14 protein-coding genes, 4 tRNA genes and 1 pseudogene are annotated in these 20,121 nt (G+C 69.8%); 10 read left to right on the top strand and 9 right to left on the bottom strand.

Translation table 11 applies throughout. From position 1 onward, the window contains the following. Window positions 1-42: 42 nt before the first annotated feature. The 3 genes from K1J60_RS23040 to K1J60_RS23030 form a co-directional block, all read right to left on the bottom strand. Window positions 43-2,250 (bottom strand): DEAD/DEAH box helicase, encoded by a 2,208-nt coding sequence (locus tag K1J60_RS23040; protein ID WP_220647836.1) that lies wholly within the window; start codon window positions 2,248-2,250, stop codon window positions 43-45. Window positions 2,251-2,615: 365 nt separating this feature from the next. Further along, window positions 2,616-3,146 carry a hypothetical protein gene (locus K1J60_RS23035; protein WP_220647835.1) on the bottom strand — a complete coding sequence of 177 codons (531 nt, stop codon included), beginning with the start codon at window positions 3,144-3,146 and terminating at the stop codon, window positions 2,616-2,618. 237 nt (window positions 3,147-3,383) lie between these two features. Then, window positions 3,384-3,734, bottom strand: a complete 351-nt coding sequence (locus tag K1J60_RS23030; RefSeq protein ID WP_009327618.1) for a metallopeptidase family protein — start codon at window positions 3,732-3,734, stop codon at window positions 3,384-3,386. Window positions 3,735-3,806: 72 nt separating this feature from the next. Here K1J60_RS23030 and K1J60_RS23025 point away from each other — a divergent pair, with 72 nt between their 5' ends. The 7 genes from K1J60_RS23025 (at window position 3,807) to K1J60_RS22995 (ending at window position 10,649) form a co-directional block, all read left to right on the top strand. Beyond that, complete coding sequence (locus K1J60_RS23025; protein ID WP_398683278.1) at window positions 3,807-5,468, top strand: metallophosphoesterase family protein; 1,662 nt, start codon at window positions 3,807-3,809, stop codon at window positions 5,466-5,468. An 81-nt stretch (window positions 5,469-5,549) separates the two neighbouring features. After that, a tRNA-Glu gene (locus K1J60_RS23020) sits at window positions 5,550-5,622 on the top strand. 37 nt (window positions 5,623-5,659) lie between these two features. After that, window positions 5,660-5,734 (top strand) — tRNA-Asp (locus tag K1J60_RS23015). Window positions 5,735-5,758: 24 nt separating this feature from the next. After that, window positions 5,759-5,832: transfer RNA gene (locus K1J60_RS23010), tRNA-Phe, on the top strand. A gap of 162 nt (window positions 5,833-5,994) precedes the next feature. After that, window positions 5,995-9,978 carry an ATP-dependent RNA helicase HrpA gene (hrpA, locus tag K1J60_RS23005; protein WP_220647834.1) on the top strand — a complete coding sequence of 1,328 codons (3,984 nt, stop codon included), beginning with the start codon at window positions 5,995-5,997 and terminating at the stop codon, window positions 9,976-9,978. Window positions 9,979-10,078: 100 nt separating this feature from the next. Further along, a tRNA-Asp gene (locus tag K1J60_RS23000) sits at window positions 10,079-10,153 on the top strand. Between the two features lie 304 nt (window positions 10,154-10,457). After that, window positions 10,458-10,649, top strand: a complete 192-nt coding sequence (locus tag K1J60_RS22995) for a DUF6274 family protein (protein ID WP_220647833.1) — start codon at window positions 10,458-10,460, stop codon at window positions 10,647-10,649. Between the two features lie 531 nt (window positions 10,650-11,180). On the opposite strand, the gene bldC is transcribed toward K1J60_RS22995, so the two are convergent. After that, window positions 11,181-11,387 (bottom strand): developmental transcriptional regulator BldC, encoded by a 207-nt coding sequence (bldC, locus tag K1J60_RS22990; RefSeq protein ID WP_003949541.1) that lies wholly within the window; start codon window positions 11,385-11,387, stop codon window positions 11,181-11,183. A 620-nt stretch (window positions 11,388-12,007) separates the two neighbouring features. After that, complete coding sequence (locus K1J60_RS22985) at window positions 12,008-12,865, bottom strand: hypothetical protein (RefSeq protein WP_220647832.1); 858 nt, start codon at window positions 12,863-12,865, stop codon at window positions 12,008-12,010. A 223-nt stretch (window positions 12,866-13,088) separates the two neighbouring features. On the opposite strand from K1J60_RS22985, the gene K1J60_RS22980 reads away from it, so the two are divergent. Both K1J60_RS22980 and K1J60_RS22975 read left to right on the top strand, forming a co-directional pair. Beyond that, window positions 13,089-14,183, top strand: coding sequence for a Leu/Phe/Val dehydrogenase (locus K1J60_RS22980; protein WP_220647831.1), 1,095 nt, complete (start codon window positions 13,089-13,091; stop codon window positions 14,181-14,183). Window positions 14,184-14,494: 311 nt separating this feature from the next. Further along, window positions 14,495-14,749, top strand: a complete 255-nt coding sequence (locus K1J60_RS22975; protein ID WP_220647830.1) for a DUF3073 domain-containing protein — start codon at window positions 14,495-14,497, stop codon at window positions 14,747-14,749. 204 nt (window positions 14,750-14,953) lie between these two features. On the opposite strand, the gene purM is transcribed toward K1J60_RS22975, so the two are convergent. The 4 genes from purM to K1J60_RS22955 all read right to left on the bottom strand — a co-directional run bounded on the left by purM (window position 14,954) and on the right by K1J60_RS22955 (window position 19,385). Further along, the gene (gene purM, locus K1J60_RS22970; RefSeq protein WP_220647829.1) at window positions 14,954-16,024 is read right to left on the bottom strand and encodes a phosphoribosylformylglycinamidine cyclo-ligase; all 1,071 of its coding nucleotides are present in this window, start codon (window positions 16,022-16,024) and stop codon (window positions 14,954-14,956) included. Between the two features lie 67 nt (window positions 16,025-16,091). Beyond that, entirely contained in the window at window positions 16,092-17,618 is a 1,527-nt protein-coding gene (gene purF, locus K1J60_RS22965; protein WP_220647828.1) for an amidophosphoribosyltransferase, read from the bottom strand. A gap of 84 nt (window positions 17,619-17,702) precedes the next feature. Beyond that, window positions 17,703-18,557 carry an META domain-containing protein gene (locus tag K1J60_RS22960; RefSeq protein WP_398683277.1) on the bottom strand — a complete coding sequence of 285 codons (855 nt, stop codon included), beginning with the start codon at window positions 18,555-18,557 and terminating at the stop codon, window positions 17,703-17,705. A 30-nt stretch (window positions 18,558-18,587) separates the two neighbouring features. Beyond that, a complete protein-coding gene (locus tag K1J60_RS22955; RefSeq protein WP_220647827.1) occupies window positions 18,588-19,385 on the bottom strand; it encodes a maleylpyruvate isomerase family mycothiol-dependent enzyme in 798 nt (265 codons plus the stop codon). Between the two features lie 114 nt (window positions 19,386-19,499). Between K1J60_RS22955 and K1J60_RS22950 the strand changes: the two are divergent. Further along, a pseudogene (locus K1J60_RS22950) lies at window positions 19,500-20,090 on the top strand (Uma2 family endonuclease). Window positions 20,091-20,121: the final 31 nt, after the last annotated feature.

Genomic DNA, 20,121 nt, shown 5'->3' with positions numbered 1-20,121 from the left:
CGACCGGAGTCGTACGGGCCCTGCGAGGTGTGTCAGTCGGCGTCAGCCGTTGCGCTTCCAGCGCGGCTTCTCGTCACGGCGGCCGAAGGAGGAGCCGGTGCCGGTGCCGCTGCCGCTGCCCCGGTGGTCGTCACGACGGCCGTACGGGCGCTCGTGGCCGCCGGAGCGGAAGCCCGGACGGTCACCCTGACGGTCGCGGTTGAAGGGACGGTCGCTGCCCCGGTGCCCGCCACGCTCGTCGCGACGCTCGAAGGAACGGCCGCCACGGTCGTTGTCCCGACGGAACCCACCACGGTCGTTGTCACGACGCTCGAAGGAACGGCCACCGCGCTCACCGTCACGGCGCTCGAAACCACCGCGCTCGTTGTCGCGACGGAACCCACCACGGTCGTTGCGGTCACGGTCGAAGGAACGCCCGCCACGCTCGCCGTCCCGGCGGTCGTTGTCACGACGCTCGAAGGAACGGCCACCACGGTCGTTGTCCCGACGGAACCCACCACGGTCGTTGTCACGACGCTCGAAGGAACGGCCACCACGGTCGCCGTCCCGCCGGTCGTCACGGCGGTCGAAGCCACCGCGCTCGCCGTCGCGACGGTCGTCGCGACGGAACCCGCCACGGTCGCCCCGCTCGCCGCGGTCACCACGGTCGTTGTCACGACGGTCGAAACCGCCGCTGCCGTAGCCGCTGCCCCGCTCCTCGCGGCGCTGACGCGGCTGGTCGTACGAGGGCTGTTCGATGATCGCGACCGGGGCCTCGACGGACGCGCCGTCCGTCTCGACGCCGGCGGCGACGGTCTCCGCGGCGACGGTGGCCGCGGCGGCCGCGGCGGCCGCGACAGCCGCCTCCGGGTCCTCGCCCCGCTCCCGCGCGGCACGCGCGGTCAGCCGGTCGGCCTCCTCGCGCAGCTCGACGGCGCGACGCGTGGCCCGCTCCAACTGCTTGGTGAGGTGAGCGACTTCACGCTCGGCCTGCTGCGCGGCGTTGCCGGCGGACTCGGCCTGGACCTCGGTCATCGACCGGGCGCCCGTGATGTCGGCGACCTCGGGGTCGAACGTCGTACCGCCCTGGATGATGTGACGCCCGGCGTCGACGCCCGCGTCCTCCATCAGCCGGAAGATCTGGCGGCGCTGGTGCGGCAGGGAGAGGGACACGACCGTGCCCGTACGCCCGGCACGCGCCGTACGGCCGGCCCGGTGCAGGTAGTCCTTGTGGTCGCCCGCGGGGTCCACGTTGAGGACGAGGTCGATGCCGTCGACGTGGATGCCTCGGGCGGCGACGTCGGTCGCGACGAGCGCGTTGACGTAGCCGTCCTTGAAGTCCGCCAGCGTGCGGGTCCGCGCGCCCTGCGTCATACCGCCGTGCAGCGCGTCGGCCTTCACACCGGCGTCACGCAGCTGCTCGGCGATACGGTCGGCGCCGAGCTGGGTGCGGACGAAGATGATCGTGCGGCCCTTGCGGGAGGCGATCGCGGCGGTGACCGGCGCCTTGTCCTTGGGCTTCACGATCAGGATGTGGTGCGACATGGTCGTGACGTTGCCCTGGGCGCTGTCGACCTCGTGCGTGACCGGGTTGCTCAGGTAGCGCTTGACCAGCGTGGAGATCTCGTTCTCCATCGTGGCGGAGAACAGCATCCGCTGGCCGCCGGCCGGGATCTGGTCGAGCAGTTCGGTGACCTCGGGCAGGAAGCCCAGGTCCGACATCTGGTCGGCCTCGTCGAGGACGGCGATCTGGACGTTCTCCAGCGAGCAGGCGCCGCGGTTGATGATGTCGCGCAGACGGCCCGGGGTGGCGACGAGGATGTCGACACCGCGCTCCAGGGCGTAGATCTGGTTGCCCATCGACGTACCGCCGCAGACGACCTTCATCTTCAGGCCGAGGACGTCGCCGTACGGCTGGAGCGCGTCCGCGACCTGCATCGCGAGCTCACGGGTCGGGGTGAGGATGACGGCGCGCGGCTTGTGCTTCTCGGTGCGGCCGCCGGCGAGCGTCGCCAGGGTCGGCAGACCGAAGGAGAGGGTCTTGCCGGAGCCGGTGCGGCCACGGCCGAGGATGTCCTTGCCGGCCAGGGCGTCCGGGATGGTCGCCGCCTGGATCGGGAAGGGGGCGGTCACGCCGTTCTGCGCGAGCTTGCGCACGACGCCCTCAGGGAGACCGAGGGTCGCGAAGGTGACCTCGGGGGCCGCCGCCTCGACGGTGTCGTTCTCGCCGTTCTCGGGCACGACGACGTGATCAGTACTGGAAATGGACATGCGTATGCGAAACCTTCCGGAGTCTCGTCGGCACGCGCCCGTCAACTCCGTGATTCGCACACGACCGCCTCTATGCGGTCCGCCACGGCAAGGGAGAGTACGCGCCACACGGCGCGCTCTGCGGTGGCGCCGGGCAAATGGGATCAAACGATCTACCACCATACGCACCCACCACCCCTCAAGGCAAACCGAGGGGAGAGCCGCAGGTCAGGGGCGCGCGGCAGATCCATCGGCACTGCGGCAGGTCCGGCGGGGCTGCAGAGGCAGCACCCCTGGCGAGCTCCGGACCGAACCTGTGCGGGCGTGGCGTACGCCACGCGGACGCCCTCCCCCGCCACGACGCCCTCCGGACCGACCGCCGCGGGCTAGGCCGTGTTGCCCGCCTGCGGTGCCGGCTCCCGTTCCACCAGCTGCGCCCCCTGCTCGTGCGCGGACGACGACGGCTCGGCCGACGGCTCCGGCGACGGCGGGGGCTCCACCGGCTGCGTCGGTTCCGGCTCGGGCTGCACGACCGTCGGCGTGGGCGTCGGCTCGTCCTTCGTCGGCTCGGGCTTCTCCGGCCGCTCGCCCTTCCCCTCGTTCTGTCCCCCCTTGGGCGGCTTCGCCCTGCCGGACGGCTTGGCGGCCCCGGACGGCGACGCGGAGGGGGAGGCGGACCGGCTGACGGAGGGGTCGGGCGAGGCGGAACCACGGCGCTTGCCCTGCCCTGTCTGGTAGCCCGTGCCGCCTCCGCCCGTCACCGCGGAGCCCCCGTCCGGCTTCTCCCCGCCCGGCTGTCCCACGGACGGCGACGGCCCGGGTTTCCGCCCGTCGTCCCCCACGCTCATACAGCCGCCGGCTGCCGCGACGGCCAAGACCGTGGCGGCCAGACGGACGGATACGTTCAAGGCGCGCACGGCGGCCACCTCCGAGGGGGGCGGAATGAGGAGTCCCCCTGCCCAACTCCCGCCGCCCACAAGAAGACACGCGCAGCGGGAAGCCCCTACGCGCGCGGCCCGGAGGTGCCGCAATTCACAGCCCCGGCCGAGCGGTGCCCCCTCCCGAGGACACGGGGACCTGCGTGACCTGCACACACCCGTTCCCGCCCGAGACGGCAATCGACTCCCGAGACGGCAATCGGCCCCCCGGACCGGCTATCCGTACCCGAGCGCGTGCAACCGCGCGTCGTCGATCCCGAAGTGATGCGCGATCTCGTGCACCACGGTCACCTCGGTCTCCGCGACCACGTCCTCCCGCGACTCGCACATCCGCAGCGTCGGCCCCCGGTAGATCGTGATCCGGTCCGGCAGCACCCCGGCGTACCACTCACCCCGATCCGTGAGCGGAGTCCCCTCGTAGAGCCCGAGCAGCTCGGGATCGTCGGCGGGCGGTTCGTCCTCCACGAACACCGCCACGTTGTCCATCAGCCGCGTCAGCTCCGGCGGAATCCGGTCCAACGCCTCGGCGACCAGTTCCTCGAACTCCTCGCGCGTCATCTCCAGCACAGGGCCATTGTCATGCACGACCCCCGCGACTCGCCCCCGCATATCCGTCCTCCCCCCGGGCATACGGGACCAATGGCACGCGTCCCCGCCGCCCCGGCCACCCACGCCACCGACGCCGACAAGACCGACCACGCCCTGAGGACCGCCTTGCGGACCGCTCTCCACCGTGTCTCCCGGGCCATGCCACGGGCCCCTCGCGCCCTGGCCCGGCACTACCGCTCCCGCCGCACGCACCCGACCCTCGAACTGGTCCACCACCCCCACCCCTGGGGACGTGCGCTCGGCCTCGTCGCGGTCGTGCTGCTCGGCGCCTGGCTGGGCCTGCTGATCGTCGGCAACGTCCGCACCCCCGTCGGCCCCATGAACACGACGATGACCCTGCGCCCGTCCCTCACCGGCGGCACGAAGATCAACGTCTCCCCCCTCGGCGCCCTGGAACTGCGCAGCCACAACGCCCCCGTCCGCCTGGACGTGAACGTCGACCAGCTCGACCCGGAACGCGCCCAGGCCCTGGTCGACCACCCCGAGCGGATCTCCGGGCTGCAGGAGGAGATCGCCTCGGACGTGCAGCACGGCACCATCGACCTGGCCGTACGGTCGGGCGTCGCCGTCGTCGTCGGGGCCACCACCCTGGGCCTCGCCGTGTTCCGCCGCCCCCGCCGTGCCCTCGCCGCGGGCGGCCTCGCCCTCGCCCTGCTGGCCGGTGCCGGCGGCACGGCCGCCGCCACCTGGAACCCCAACTCGGTCCTGGAACCCAAGTTCTCCGGCCTGCTCTCCTCCGCGCCGTCCCTCGTCGGCAACGCGCGCAGCATCGTCACCGAATTCGACATCTACCAGAAGGAGTTGGCCCGCCTGGTGACGAACGTGACCAAGCTGTACGACGTCACGTCCACGCTCCCCGCGTACCAGCCGGACCCCACGACCATCCGCGTCCTGCACGTCTCCGACATCCATCTGAACCCCGCGAGCTGGAAGATCATCGCCTCACTGGTGGAGCAGTACGAGATCAACGTCATCGTCGACTCCGGCGACACCATGGACCACGGCAGCGCCGCCGAGAACGCGTTCCTGGACCCGATCGCCGACCTCGGCGCACCGTATGTCTGGGTGCGCGGCAACCACGACTCGCGCGAGACGCAGCGCTATCTGGAGGGCGTCGACAACACGCACGTCCTCGACGAGGGGAAGGCGGTGACCGTCGGCGGGCTGCGCTTCGCGGGGATCGGGGACCCGCAGTTCACCCCGGACCGCTCGACCGACAAGGCGGGCCTGCCCTCGGAGGCGGCGGCGGGACGGCGGCTGGCTCAGGCCCTGCGGGCCCAGAAGGCGGCCGGCAGCCCCGTGGACATCGCGGTCGCCCACAACCCGGACGCGGCCCGCGAGACGGACGGCGAGGTCCCGCTCGTGCTCGCCGGGCATGTGCATCACCCGGAGATGGAGGTCCTCGACCAGGGCACCCGCCTGCGTATCGAGGGCTCGACCGGTGGCAGCGGTCTGCGCGCCGTGGAGGGCAAGTACCCCGATCCCATCCAGGCCTCGGTCCTGTACGTCGACCGCGACACCCGGCGCCTCCAGGCCTGGGACGAGATCGAACTCGGCGGGCTGGGCCTGACGACGGCTGAGGTCAGCCGCCATCTGCCGAAGGAGAACCAGCCAGGGGCCGAACCCGGCGACGAGGAGTCCCCGTCCCCGTCGGGGAGCACGTCAACCGAGGAGTCCCCCAGCGGCCCGTAAACCGTTTTGGCGATACCTCCCGCCATCCCATATGCTTCTCACGTCCCCGACGCGCTGACGAAGCGCCCAGGCGGGCCGATAGCCCTCATCGTCTAGCGGCCTAGGACGCCGCCCTTTCAAGGCGGTAGCACGGGTTCGAATCCCGTTGGGGGCACGCAACACACTGTGCGAGACTAGTCCCGCACAAGCTTGGTCCTGTGGAGCAGTTTGGAGTGCTCGCCACCCTGTCAAGGTGGAGGCCGCGGGTTCAAATCCCGTCAGGACCGCTGGTGTTTCACGTGAAACATCGCGGCTGGGTAGCTCAGTTGGTACGAGCGATCGCCTGAAAAGCGATAGGTCGCCGGTTCGACCCCGGCCCCAGCCACAGCTAACGAAGACCCCCTCCGGGCAACCGGAGGGGGTCTTCGCGTGTGCGGCAAACGTGGGCGTCTCCGGCGCACGCCCGGCGGTTCGACCGTGCACCCGCGCCGGCCGCACGCAAAAGCGTTCGCCCCTCGTTTCCCGGAGGTGAGATCCTGGGTCGCGTATGTCCACTCACCCCGCCCCCGCCCCCGCCTTCGGCGCCCTCGCCCCCCGTCTGGCCGAGCTGTCCCTGCGCGACGCGCACCGGCTCGGCCGCAGACTCGAAGGCGCGCGCAAGATCCGTAAGCCCGAGGCCCGGGCCGCCGTTCTCGCCGAGATCGAGGCGGAGGTCGCCAAGGGCGAGTCCCGCATGGCCGAGCGCGCCGCCCGCGTGCCGGCCGTCTCGTACCCCGAGCAGCTGCCCGTCAGCCAGAAGAAGGACGAGATCGCGGCCGCCATCCGCGACCACCAGGTCGTCATCGTCGCGGGCGAGACCGGCTCCGGCAAGACGACCCAGATCCCCAAGATCTGTATGGAGCTGGGGCGTGGCGTGCGCGGCATGATCGGGCACACCCAGCCCCGTCGTATCGCCGCCCGTACCGTCGCCGAGCGGGTGGCGGAGGAGCTGCGGACGCCGCTCGGCGAGGCGGTCGGCTGGAAGGTGCGGTTCACCGACCAGGTCAACCCGGACGCCACCTTCGTCAAGCTGATGACGGACGGCATCCTGCTCGCCGAGATCCAGACGGACCGCGAGCTGCGCGCCTACGACACGATCATCATCGACGAGGCCCACGAGCGGTCCCTCAACATCGACTTCCTGCTGGGCTATCTCGCCCAGCTGCTGCCCAAGCGCCCCGACCTCAAGGTCGTCATCACCTCCGCGACCATCGACCCCGAGCGCTTCTCCCGCCACTTCGGCGACGCGCCGATCGTCGAGGTCAGCGGCCGTACGTACCCCGTGGAGGTGCGCTACCGCCCCCTCCTCGAAGAGGACTCCGACGACGCCGACCGCGACCAGATCACCGCCATCTGCGACGCCGTCGAGGAGCTTCAGGGCGAGGGCAAGGGAGACATCCTCGTCTTCCTCTCCGGTGAGCGCGAGATCCGGGACACGGCGGACGCGCTGATCAAGAAGAACTACCGCTTCACCGAAGTCCTCCCTCTCTACGCCCGGCTCTCGCACGCCGAGCAGCACCGCGTCTTCCAGCCGCACACCGGTCGCAGGATCGTTCTGGCCACGAACGTCGCCGAGACCTCCCTCACCGTCCCCGGCATCAAGTACGTCATCGACCCGGGCTTCGCCCGCATCAGCCGCTACAGCCACCGCACCAAGGTCCAGCGGCTCCCGATCGAGGCGATCTCCCAGGCCAGCGCCAACCAGCGCAAGGGCCGCTGCGGCCGTACCTCCGACGGTGTCTGCATCCGCCTCTACAGCGAGGAGGACTTCGAGGCCCGCCCCGAGTTCACGGACGCGGAGATCCTCCGGACGAACCTCGCCTCCGTCATCCTCCAGATGACCGCGGCCGGCCTCGGCGACATCGAGAAGTTCCCCTTCATCGACCCGCCGGACCACCGCAACATCCGCGACGGCGTCCAGCTCCTCCAGGAACTCGGCGCGCTCGACCCGGGTCAGAAGGACGTGCGCAAGCGCCTCACCCCGATGGGCCGCAAGCTCTCCCAGCTGCCCGTCGACCCCCGTCTCGCCCGCATGGTCGTCGAGGCCGACAAGAACGGCTGCGCCCGCGAGGTCATGGTGATCGCCGCCGCGCTCTCCATCCAGGACCCGCGCGAACGCCCCGCCGACAAGCAGGCCCAGGCGGACCAGCAGCACGCCCGCTTCAAGGACGAGACCAGCGACTTCCTCGCCTTCCTCAACCTCTGGCGGTACGTCCGCGAGCAGCAGAAGGAGCGCGGCTCCTCGTCGTTCCGGCGGATGTGCAAGCAGGAGTACCTGAATTTCCTGCGCATCCGTGAGTGGCAGGACATCTACAGCCAGCTGCGCACGGTCGCCAAACAGATGGACATCCATCTCAACGAGGACGACGCTCCGGAACAGCACATCCATGTCTCCCTCCTCGCCGGCCTGCTCTCCCACATCGGCATGAAGGACGTGAAGGACGCCGGGAGCGAGGGCGGCCGGAACACGGGGAAGAACGAGTATCTGGGCGCCCGGAACGCCAAGTTCGCAATCTTCCCGGGCTCGGCCCTCTTCAAGAAGCCCCCGCGCTTCGTGATGTCCGCGGAGCTGGTGGAGACGAGCCGCCTCTGGGCCCGTGTCAACGCGAGGATCGAGCCCGAGTGGGTCGAACCCCTCGCCGAGCACCTCCTCAAGCGCACGTACAGCGAGCCGCACTGGGAGAAGGACCAGGCGGCCGTGATGGCGTACGAGAAGGTCACGCTGTACGGCGTACCGATCGTCGCCCAGCGGAAGATCAACTACGGCCGGATCGACGCGGAGGCAAGCCGCGAGCTGTTCATCCGCAACGCGCTCGTCGAGGGCGACTGGCGCACGCACCACAAGTTCTTCGCCGACAACCGCAAGCTCCTCAGCGAGGTCGAGGAGCTGGAACACCGGGCCCGGCGCCGGGACATCGTGGTCGACGACGACACACTCTTCGACTTCTACGACCAGCGCGTCCCCGACCATGTCGTCTCCGGCGCCCACTTCGACTCCTGGTGGAAGCACAAGCGCCACGAGCAGCCCGACTTCCTGGACTTCGAGCGGGAGATGCTCATCCGGGAGTCGGCCGAGGCGGTCACGAAGGCCGACTATCCGGATTCCTGGCGCCAGGGACAGCTGAAGTTCCGGGTCACGTACCAGTTCGAGCCGGGCGCCGACGCGGACGGAGTGACGGTCCACATCCCCCTCCAGGTCCTCAACCAGGTCACCGACGAGGGCTTCGACTGGCAGATCCCGGGCCTGCGGGAGGAGGTGGTGACGGAGCTGATCCGTTCCCTGCCCAAGCCGATCCGCAGGAACTACGTACCGGCGCCGAACTTCGCGCGCCGCTTCCTGGAGCAGGCGGTCCCCCTTCAGGAGCCGTTGCCGGTGACGATGGCCCGCGAGCTCAAGCGCATGGTGGGGGTGCCGCTGACGCCCGAGGACTTCGACTGGACCCGGGTCCCCGACCATCTGAAGATCACCTTCCGGATCGTCGACGAGCGGCGCCGGAAGCTGGCCGAGGACAAGGACCTGGAGTCGCTGCGGCTGCGGCTGAAGCCGAAGGCACGCCAGGCCCTCTCCCAGGCCGCCGCGGCCACCGCCGAGCGCCAGGGCGGCGAGTCCGTCGAGCGGACCGGCCTGACCGACTGGACGATCGGCTCGCTCACCCGGGTCTTCGAGACACGCCGGGCCGGACAGCCGGTGAAGGCGTATCCGGCGCTCGTCGACGACGGGCCGAAGGCCGGCACCGTCTCCGTACGCCTCTTCGACACGGAGGCGGAACAGACGGAGGCGATGTGGAAGGGCACCCGTAGGCTCATCCTCCGAAACATTCCGGTCAACCCTGCGAAGTTCGCGAGCGAAAAGCTCACCAATGCGCAGAAGCTGGCGCTGTCCGCCAACCCGCACGGTTCGATCCAGGCGCTTTTCGACGACTGCGCGATGGCCGCGGCCGACAAGCTGATCGCCGACTTCGGCGGACCGGCGTGGGACGAGTCGTCGTACCGCAAGCTGTACGACAAGGTGCGCGCGGAGATCGTCGACACGACGGTCCGTACGGTCGGCCAGGTGCAGCAGGTGCTGGCCGCCTGGCAAGCCTGTGAACGCCGCCTGAAGTCCACCCGCAGCCCGGCCCTCCTGGCCAACCTCACGGACGTACGGGGGCAGCTGGACGCCCTCGTGAAGCCCGGGTTCGTCACGGAGGCGGGGCTGCGCCGGCTGCCGGACCTGATGCGCTATCTGGTGGCGGCCGACCGCCGGCTGCAGCAGATGCCGACCGGCGTCCAGCGGGACACGTCCCGGATGGAGAAGGTCCACGAGATGCGCGACGAGTACGCCTGGCTGCTGGAACAGCTGCCCCAGGGGCGGCCCGTGCCCTCCTCGGTCAAGGAGATCCGCTGGATGATCGAGGAGCTGCGGGTCAGCTACTTCGCGCATGCTCTGGGCACGGCCTACCCCGTCTCCGACAAGCGGATCGTGAAGGCGATCGACGCCGCTGTTCCGTAATCGGCCATGCACACCGGGTGAGTTCGACCGTGGGGCCACCGCTCCTGTACAGTCTCTTCTCGCAGGCCAGCGCGGCACCAAGGCGCGGACTGCGAAACCTGGTCCTGTGGAGCAGTTTGGAGTGCTCGCCACCCTGTCAAGGTGGAGGCCGCGGGTTCAAATCCCGTCAGGACCGCACGACGAAGAAGGCCCGCATCCCTCTGGGATGCGGGCCTTCTTGCTGTACGGCGGCCGGGTACGCGCCCCGCCGCCCCTATCCGCCCTCCCCCGCCCAGGAGCCGCGTTCCTTCGCCCCCTGTTCGCCCAAGAGCGCGGACTGCCGGGGCCGTTGGGCGTGCGCGGGGCGCCTGGGGCTGGTCGCGCAGTTCGCCGCGCCCCCGGGAGGGGCCTGCGGCCTCCCCTCGGCGCCGTGGGGGTTGACGGCGTCACATTCCGCCGGTACCTCAGATTCAGGGCCCAGAGACCCACGGAGGTGGCGTATGGCGGCGTCCGCTCGGCACGAGACTCGCGCATTACTCCGTGCTCACCTGTCGGCCGCCTCCTCGTACCGCCATCTCACCCGCCACTGCCCGATCTGCCACCGCCTGCTGCGGCTGGCGACGGAGCACCCCACGGGCGGCGAGGACGGCGCCGAGGACCCCACGGAGGACGAGACGCCCGCCAAGGCGTGAGACGCGTCCCGCAGGGAAAACACTCGGCAAGGGTGTGTCACGCTCAACTCCCGTCCCCTTTACCGCAGATGCCGCTCAGGTAACAAGGAGCCCGGCATGTGACGGGTGTCACTGAACGAGTTTTCGGATCGCCGGTTCTTACCAGTCCCCTACAACTAGTCAATTTAATATGTGCAATTGCACCAGCCCCCGGGGTCCCGCACAGGAGATCCGACACCCCTCCCCAGAGTCCGTCAAGCCCGCGCACAACCCGCCGCTTCCGGACCCGGAACCGACCCGGAACCATCGATTCCCCCTGGTCCCGCGCACAAAAAAGATCGCGCTGGACCCGGCGGAGTCCAGCGCGATCTACGACGCACCCTTGGCGCTTGCCTGACGATGCCCGGGAAGCCTGGGCCTCCCGGAAAGCTCTGTATGGCTCGGGCGTGGGATCTGTTGGGGCAGAACCCGCGTCGCTTGAAGCTGCTTGAGCGGTACTTTCAGGCTTCCGGCCGATTGGGGGACCAGCCGAAATGCCCTGTTGTGCGGTTGTCAGGCCTCGCTGCGCTGCTGCGGAATGCCCGCGAGCAGTGCGCGGACCTCAGCCTCGCGGTAACGGCGGTGTCCGCCGAGCGTGCGGATGGACGTGAGCTTGCCGGCCTTCGCCCACCGCGTGACCGTCTTGGGGTCGACGCGGAACATGGTGGCGACCTCAGCCGGGGTCAGCAGCGGCTCGGCATCAGGGGTGCGAGCGGTCATGAGCGGCCTCCTCGGGAGAACCGAACCTTCTCGGTTCTTTCCTCTAAATTCTGCACCTTGACCCGCGTTGCCCGAAATGGCGGACGCGAGTCGAGTCGGTTATAGGACGAACGGCTTGTCCTCGGCACTACAACTACACCATCCGTCCAGCCGCGTCGGCCAAACCGATGGAATTGCCCTCCCAGGTGTTCATCAGCGACGGATGCCGATGGACCATGCCATAGCGGACAGTCACGCCACTGTGACGATCAGTCACAGTGGCGTGCAGGAGTCACGAGACCCCCCAATAGCGTGCAATGCTGAGATTCCACCCATACGTGGGCAGAAGGAGCCTCCCCCGGGCTCCTTGTCCTATTTTGACACGAGGAGGTGCGTAAGAGGCAAGGCCCGCGTAAGTGCAATCCGTCACGCTTGGCGGCTTCTTGACACAAAAGCCCGGATCGGGACCTACGTCCCACGATGACACACGCAGGTCACTGCGTTGCGTCAAGCTTGGGTCAAGGGTGGACAGTTCACCATGGTTCGGCTTTCGTGGAAAGCCTTTTCCCATCGGCCCCACAAGTCACAAGTACGGACACGAGGTTCAGCCGGTTCAGCCGGTTCAACCGGTTCGGCCCGGTTCAGTTCGCCGAGCGCCGGTCCCGTACGGCCCGCCAGCGCTCGACGAGGCGCCCGTACGCCTCCCCGGCGGCGAGGCCGTCCCCGGCGCGCAGGGCCTCGATGCCCTCGGCGACGTCGGCGGCGGAGTGGTCGCCGTCCAGCTCGGCCGCCGGCAGGACGTGCACGAGGCCGCCGTAGTCCAGCTCGACGAGCGAGCGTGGATGGAACTCCTCCAGCCAGCGGCCCACGTCGATGAGACCGTCGATGAGCGGCCCCTCGTCGATGGCCTCCCGCAGGGTCCGCAGGCCCCGGGCCACGCGCCGCCGGGCCTGCACCATGGGAGTGCGATAGCGAAGCACCGGCGAGATCTCGCCGGATCCCTCCTCCCCCGACCCCTTCTCGTAGGTCCGCTCCTCGTCCGAGACGAGGACGAACCAGTTCAGGGGCACATGCCAGGTCGCGGTGCGGATCCAGGGCCGGGCGTCGGGGTTGCCCGCCATCCAGCGCTCGTAGTCCTGGCTCGCCTGGTGGCGCACCAGCGGCGGCAGCACCGCGTCCAGGACCGGGGCCGGCAGCTCCTCGGCCAGGTCGCCGAGCGCCTGCCAGCCGCGCAGCCGGGTCCGCCAGGGACAGACGCAGACCACGCCGTCGACCTCCAGCACGAAGGCGTCGTCGCTCTCGTGCACCGGCACCGGTACCGGCGGGGTCGGCAGCAGGTCGGCCAGCGAGCGGCGCAGCTCGTCCTGGTACGAGGGACGGTCGGGGCGCCGGGCGTAGCGGTCCCAGTGGCCGCGCTCGGGCTCGGGGAAGGCCGCCAGCGGCTCGTACACGCGGAGGTAGGACGCGTACGGGACGATCACCGAGGACACCTTGGGCACGCCTGCTCCCTCCCCCGGCTGCTACCGGGGAAACCTGCCGAACCCGCACACGGGCGGGCCGGAAAACTGTGCGGATCGCACCACGTCCGTACTCCGGCCGGGGGGTGATCCTGAGGCTGCGCCGCTGTACGGCGGACGCAGGCTCTACTCTCATGCTCACAGACCCCGCCACCCGTACGGGAGCCTGTCACCAACCGCCGCTTCTTACCCAGGAGTCACCACAGTGACCGAAGTATCTGACGGCGTCCTGCACACCCTGTTCCACTCGGACCAGGGCGGTCACGAGCAAGTCGTGCTCTGCCAGGACCGGGCCAGCGGCCTCAAGGCCGTCATCGCCATCCACTCCACCGCGCTGGGCCCCGCACTCGGCGGCACGCGCTTCTACCCGTACGCGACCGAGGCGGCGGCCGTCGCCGACGCCCTGAACCTCGCGCGCGGCATGTCGTACAAGAACGCCATGGCCGGTCTCGACCACGGCGGCGGCAAGGCCGTGATCATCGGCGACCCCGACCGGATCAAGAGCGAGGAACTGCTGCTCGCCTACGGACGGTTCGTGGCCTCCCTCGGCGGCCGGTACGTGACCGCGTGCGACGTCGGCACCTACGTCGCCGACATGGACGTCGTGGCGCGCGAGTGCCGCTGGACGACCGGCCGGTCCCCCGAGAACGGCGGCGCCGGAGACTCGTCCGTCCTCACCGCCTTCGGCGTCTACCAGGGAATGCGGGCCTCCGCCCAGCACCTGTGGGGCGATCCGTCGCTGCGGGACCGCACGGTCGGTGTCGCGGGCGTCGGCAAGGTCGGCCACCACCTCGTGGAGCATCTGCGGGCCGAGGGCGCCCAGGTCGTGATCACGGACGTGCGCGAGGACGCCGTACGGCGCATCCTCGAACGGCATCCGGAAGGGGTCCGCGCCGTCGCGCACACCGACGTGCTCATCCGGACCGAGGGGCTCGACGTCTACGCCCCCTGCGCGCTCGGCGGGGCCCTCGACGACGACTCCGTGCCCGTCCTGAGCGCCAAGGTGGTGTGCGGCGCGGCCAACAACCAGCTCGCGCACCCCGGCGTCGAGAAGGACCTCGCCGACCGCGGGATCCTCTACGCGCCGGACTACGTGGTGAACGCCGGCGGGGTCATCCAGGTCGCCGACGAGCTCCACGGGTTCGACTTCGAGCGGTGCAGGGCGAAGGCCGCGCAGATCTTCGACACCACTCTGGCGATCTTCGCACGTGCGAAGATGGATGGTATTCCGCCAGCCGCCGCGGCCGACCGGATCGCCGAGCAGCGGATGCACGAGGCGGCCGCGTCACGCGGTCGCTGACCCTCGGGGAAGACGTCGTGCGGCTTTCGCGCGGCGTCGGCGGTACCCGCCGGCGGCTTTAGAGAGAACTCTCACTTCCGTCGGCGGGTCGCCCGCCCAGAAACGGTTAAAATCACCGTTGACCAGCGGGGAAAGGGCTCCTCGCAGGTTCTGGGCACGGGCACGTCCTGCGGGCGACGTACCGTATGGGCGTGGGCTCAGGTACCGTGGAAGCCCTACGGACCGGTCTCTCCACGGAGAGCCCGTTCTAGATCATGAACGCGTGTCAAGACTCTGGGGCCGTCGAGCCCCGTCACCGAGGGGGTCGAGCCATGGGGCGCGGCCGGGCCAAGGCCAAGCAGACGAAGGTCGCCCGCCAGCTGAAGTACAACAGCGGCGGGACTGACCTGTCGCGTCTGGCCAGCGAGCTGGGCGCTTCGACTTCGAGCCAACCGCCGAACGGCGAGCCGTTCGAGGATGACGAGGACGAGGACGACCCGTACGCCCAGTACGCGGATCTCTACAACGACGATGAGGACGACGAGGACGACCAGTCCGGTCCGACCTCTCATCGTCGCGGCGCTTGACGATCTAGCCGCGCTCGACCCGGTCCGGGAGGGTTGCTCCGCCGGACCGGGTTTTGTGCGGTTTCGCTCCGCTCTGAGCGGGGGCGCCCAATAGCTCGCGTCCACCACACTTCGGCGGCCCCGGGTCGCGGTGGTGGTTGCTCGCGCAGTTTCCCGCGCCCCTGACGGTCGGGCCATCGGCCCTCGTCAGGGGCTTGCTGCCGTTCAGCCTCGTGCGTAGTCCCCCACCAGTTCCGCGCCCGTGGCGTGGCTGGCGCGGTCGGTGATCTCGCCCGCGACCCAGGCCTCGACTCCGCGGTCCGCCAGGGTGTTCAGGGCCACGTCCGCCGACTCCTCGGGGACGATGGCGATCATGCCCACGCCCATGTTCAGGGTCTTCTCCAGCTCCAGGCGTTCGACCTGACCGGTCGTGCCCACGAGGTCGAAGATCGGGGCCGGGGTCCAGGTGGAGCGGTCGACCGTGGCGTGGAGTGTGTCGGGGATCACACGGGCCAGGTTGGCGGCCAGACCGCCGCCGGTGATGTGGCTGAAGGCGTGGACCTCGGTGGTGCGGGTGAGGGCCAGACAGTCCAGCGAGTAGATCTTGGTGGGCTCCAGGAGCTCCGCGCCGAGGGTGCGGCCGAGTTCGGCGATCTCCGCGTCCAGGGAGAGACCGGCCTGGTTGAGCAGGACGTGGCGGACGAGCGAGTACCCGTTCGAGTGAAGGCCGGAGGCCGCCATGGCGATCACCGCGTCACCCGTACGGATACGATCCGGGCCGAGCAGACGTTCGGCCTCGACCACGCCCGTGCCGGCGCCGGCGACATCGAAGTCGTCCGGGCCGAGCAGGCCGGGGTGCTCGGCGGTCTCGCCGCCGACGAGGGCGCAGCCGGCGAGCACACAGCCCTCGGCGATGCCCTTGACGATGGCGGCGACCCGCTCGGGGTGGACCTTGCCGACGCAGATGTAGTCGGTCATGAACAGCGGTTCGGCGCCGCAGACCACGATGTCGTCCATCACCATGGCGACCAGGTCGTGGCCGATGGTGTCGTACACGCCCAGCTGACGCGCGATGTCGACCTTCGTACCGACGCCGTCCGTGGCGGAGGCGAGCAGCGGACGCTCGTAGCGCTTGAGGGCGGAGGCGTCGAAGAGACCGGCGAAACCGCCGAGGCCGCCGAGGACCTCGGGGCGCTGCGTCTTCTTCACCCACTCCTTCATCAGCTCTACGGCGCGGTCGCCCGCCTCGATGTCGACGCCCGCGGCTGCGTAGCTGGCACCAGTTGTCTCAGACATGACGGTGAGAACTTTCGTGTCGTCCTGCGGCAGGTAAGCAGGTGTTACCCGCTGTCTACGGGCTGTCTTACGGGCGACGGATCGCGTCGGCCGCGGCCGTGGCGGCGGGCCCTGCTGCCAGCTCGGTCTCCAGGAGCTGCTTGCCGAGCAGCTCGGGGTCCGGCAGCTCCATCGGGTACTCGCCGTCGAAGCAGGCCCGGCAGAGGTTCGGCTTGGCGATGGTGGTCGCCTCGATCATGCCGTCGATGGAGATGTACGCCAGGGAGTCGGCGCCCAGCGAGGTGCCGATCTCGTCGATCGTCATGCCGTTGGCGATGAGCTCGGCGCGGGTGGCGAAGTCGATGCCGAAGAAGCAGGGCCACTTCACGGGCGGGGACGAGATCCGGATGTGGACCTCGGCGGCGCCCGCCTCGCGGAGCATCCGGACCAGCGCGCGCTGGGTGTTGCCGCGGACGATCGAGTCGTCGACGACCACCAGACGCTTGCCCTTGATGACTTCCTTGAGCGGGTTCAGCTTCAGCCGGATACCGAGCTGGCGGATCGTCTGGGAGGGCTGGATGAACGTACGTCCGACGTACGCGTTCTTCACCAGACCCGCACCGAACGGGATGCCCGAGGCCTCCGCGTAGCCGATGGCGGCCGGGGTGCCGGATTCCGGGGTCGCTATGACCAGGTCGGCCTCGACAGGGGCTTCCTTGGCCAGCTTGCGACCCATCTCCACGCGGGAGAGGTACACGTTCCGACCGGCGATGTCGGTGTCCGGGCGGGCCAGGTACACATACTCGAAGACACAGCCCTTGGGCTTCGCGTCCGCGAATCGGGAGCTGCGCAGACCGTTCTCGTCGATGGCGATGAACTCGCCCGGCTCTATCTCCCGGACGTAGGCGGCACCGCAGATGTCGAGGGCGGCGGACTCGGAGGCGACGACCCAGCCGCGCTCCAGCCGGCCGAGGACCAGCGGACGGATGCCCTGCGGGTCGCGGGCGGCGTAGAGGGTGTGCTCGTCCATGAAGACGAGGGAGAAGGCGCCGCGCACCTGCGGGAGGACCGTGTGTGCGGCCTCCTCGATGGTCAGCGGCTTGCCGTCCTCGTCGACCTGGGCCGCGAGGAGCGCGGTGAGCAGATCGGTGTCGTTGGTGGCCGCGACACGCGGCGTACGGCCCTCCTGCTTGGGCAGGTCGGCGACCATTTCGGCGAGCTGGGCCGTGTTGACCAGGTTGCCGTTGTGGCCGAGGGCGATGGAGCCGTGCGCGGTCGCACGGAACGTGGGCTGGGCGTTCTCCCAGACGGAGGCGCCGGTGGTCGAGTAGCGGGCGTGACCGACCGCGATGTGACCCTGGAGGGAACCGAGCGAGGTCTCGTCGAAGACCTGGGAAACGAGGCCCATGTCCTTGAAGACGAGGATCTGGGAGCCGTTGCTGACCGCGATACCCGCGGATTCCTGGCCCCGATGCTGGAGGGCGTAGAGCCCGAAGTAAGTGAGCTTCGCGACCTCTTCACCCGGAGCCCAGACACCGAAGACGCCGCAAGCGTCCTGGGGGCCTTTCTCGCCGGGGAGAAGGTCGTGGTTGAGTCGTCCGTCACCACGTGGCACGCCACCGAGTGTAGGCGAGATCGCGCACCGGTCCGAATCCGGTGATCTCGCCCGCCCCGGTCCCCGACTGCGGGTCGTCGCACGTCACTTGTCGGCGACGGCTCCGACACCCGCGTCGTTTTCGCTGGTCAGCGTGATACTGCGGTGATCGATCCGATACTCCACCGTGCCCTTGAAGAGCTCCAGGAGGCTGCGTTCGGCGGCCATGAGTGAGTCGGAGCACATCTTACGAGTGGTCCGCGGGTTGCCGAGGGTGATCTCGTCCTCGCTCACCGTCGCCTTCGCGGAGATGTCGTTGCAGCCGACGCTTCCGCTCAGGGTGCCCGCCTTCTTGTCGAGGGTGAACCAGGCCTTGCCCCGGGCGGCCTCGGGGAGCGAGGTGGCGACGTCGTGGTCCACGAGGGAGTCGATCCGCCACGTGGTGCCGTACAGCTCCGCGGGCTTCTCCTCGGTCAGCTCGACGGTGTCTCCGTCGCCGCTGGTGAGGGTGAGCTTGCCGTCGTCGGTCGTCTCGGCCGTGAACCTCTCGGTGTCGAGGGCGCGGGCGAAGCTCTTCTCGAACTTCATCGGGGCGTCGCCGCAGGCCATCTCCGTGGACCGGGCGGTCTCGAAGTCGATGCCGTCGGCCTTGAAGGCGGCGGTGGAGCCGAAGGTGTTGCAGCCGTAGTTGCCGTCGACCTCGCCGTTGTCGGCGATCTTCAGATAGGCGCTGTCGGGGGCCTGCTCGGTCTTTCCGCCCACGGTCAGGCTGTCGACCTTCCAGCGGACGCCGGTGACCGAGGACTTCGTGGCGGCCGAGCCGACGTTGCCGCTGCCGGAGTCGCCGGCCGACTCGTTGCCGCAGGCCGCGAGCAGCGGGAGCGGAAGCAGGGCCAGGGCGGTGAGGGTCAGTCGCTTGTCCATGGCGGTGGGACGGGTGGGGTCCGTGGGTGGTTCCACCGGGTTGTCCGGCGGGCCCCGGTCATGGTGTCAGCGCATCAGGGGCAGCAGCCCGCTCAGGTCCGCCCGCTCGCCGCTCGCGCTGACCTCGGCCTCCTCCAGCGCGGCGCCCCACTCCACACGGCCGGTCGCGAGCCGGATCCAGGTCAGCGGATCGGTCTCGACGACGTTCGGCGGGGTGCCCCGGGTGTGCCTGGGCCCCTCCACGCACTGCACGACGGCGTACGGCGGGATCCGCACCTCCGTCGAGCCGCCGGGCGCCCGCGCGGCGAGGGTGTCGGCGAGCAGCCGTACACAGGTGGCGAGGGCGTGCCGGTCGTACGGGACGTCGAGGGCGGGGACGGCGGCGTTCAGGTCGTCGGTGTGGACGACGAGCTCGATGGCGCGGGTGAGGAGGTAGTCGTCGAGCAGCATGCCGCCGGCGCGGGTGTCGATGATCCGGCCCTGCGGGGTGGCGGCGAGGGCGTCGGTGATCCGCTGCTCCACGCCGGCGTAGAGGGCGACGAGGTCCGGGGTGGCCTCCGCCAGGCCGTGGCTGCCCTCGGCGACGGCACCGGCGTGGGCGGCGGTCGCGGAGGCGTAGTCGAGCGCGTTCAGCTCGGCCTTCGGGGGCTCGGGGCGTGCCAGGGCACGGGGGACGCTCTCCACGGCCATGGTGAGGTGCGCGGCCAGGTCCCGGACCGTCCACGCGCCGAGCCGGGTCGGCAGCGCGAGCTGCTCGTCGGTGAGGGCGCCCACGGCCCCCCGAACGTGCCCGAACTGGGCCAGGACGGCCTTGCGGGTCTTGGCGGGGTCGTAGGCGCGGGGGCGTTTCCTGGCGGGCGGCATGGGCTGAGCGTATGCGGCCGCGCCTGCGTGGACTCGAAAGTGTGGTCGACGGCGAAGTACGCCCCGCCCCGACGCCCACTGGCGACACTGTCCTTCGCCCGGAAAGGGGGCAACATGACGGTTATGGCCGAGCGCACGTCTCAGATGTCGGTGGAGGAGTTCGAAACGATCGCTTCCGCCGCGCCCGAGACCGTCACGTTGGAGTTCATCAACGGACGGATCGGGGTCAAGAAGGTGGCGGACGGAGACCACGACACGATCGTGACATGACTTGCACGACGCTGTATGCAGGCCAGGCCCGACATGGATCTGTATCAGGGCCGAGGGCTCAGGGTCGAGACCTATCGGCAAGGCAGAGCGAAACCGGACGCGGTGGTCACCCCCGAGGCCCACTTCGCGGGACACGGCGAGTGGGCCGCCCCCGAGGGGGCGCTCATGGTCGTCGAGGTCACGTCCTACGACTCCGACACAGACACCGACCGGCGGGACCGGCACGAGAAGCCGGCCGCGTACGGGCAGTCCGGAATCCCTCTGTACCTGCTGATCGACCGGGACTCGTGCACCCTCACCGTGCACAGCAGCCCGGACCGGCTGGTCGGCGGTTACCGTGACGTGCGCACCGTGAAGTTCGGCGAGAACGTGTCCCTTCCCGATCCGGTCGGGATCGAACTCGACACGGAGATCCTCAGGAACTACGTCCGCTGACCCCAGGACGCGGCGAAGGCCCCGCCGGATG

Origin of the sequence: Streptomyces akebiae, from assembly GCF_019599145.1 — a bacterium.
Taxonomy (GTDB): domain Bacteria; phylum Actinomycetota; class Actinomycetes; order Streptomycetales; family Streptomycetaceae; genus Streptomyces; species Streptomyces akebiae.
The sequence above is the reverse complement of the archived record's forward strand: the minus strand, read 5'-3'. Positions and strand labels throughout refer to the sequence as shown.

Coding starts and splice junctions, on each gene's coding strand:
- K1J60_RS22975 (WP_220647830.1), top strand. CDS start 14,495: ATGGGGCGCGGCCGGGCCAAGGCCAAGCAGACGAAGGTCGCCCGCCAG.
- hrpA (WP_220647834.1), top strand. CDS start 5,995: ATGTCCACTCACCCCGCCCCCGCCCCCGCCTTCGGCGCCCTCGCCCCC.
- K1J60_RS23040 (WP_220647836.1), bottom strand. CDS start 2,250: ATGTCCATTTCCAGTACTGATCACGTCGTCGTGCCCGAGAACGGCGAG.
- bldC (WP_003949541.1), bottom strand. CDS start 11,387: ATGACCGCTCGCACCCCTGATGCCGAGCCGCTGCTGACCCCGGCTGAG.
- K1J60_RS23025 (WP_398683278.1), top strand. CDS start 3,807: ATGGCACGCGTCCCCGCCGCCCCGGCCACCCACGCCACCGACGCCGAC.
- K1J60_RS22955 (WP_220647827.1), bottom strand. CDS start 19,385: ATGCCGCCCGCCAGGAAACGCCCCCGCGCCTACGACCCCGCCAAGACC.
- purM (WP_220647829.1), bottom strand. CDS start 16,024: ATGTCTGAGACAACTGGTGCCAGCTACGCAGCCGCGGGCGTCGACATC.
- K1J60_RS22995 (WP_220647833.1), top strand. CDS start 10,458: ATGGCGGCGTCCGCTCGGCACGAGACTCGCGCATTACTCCGTGCTCAC.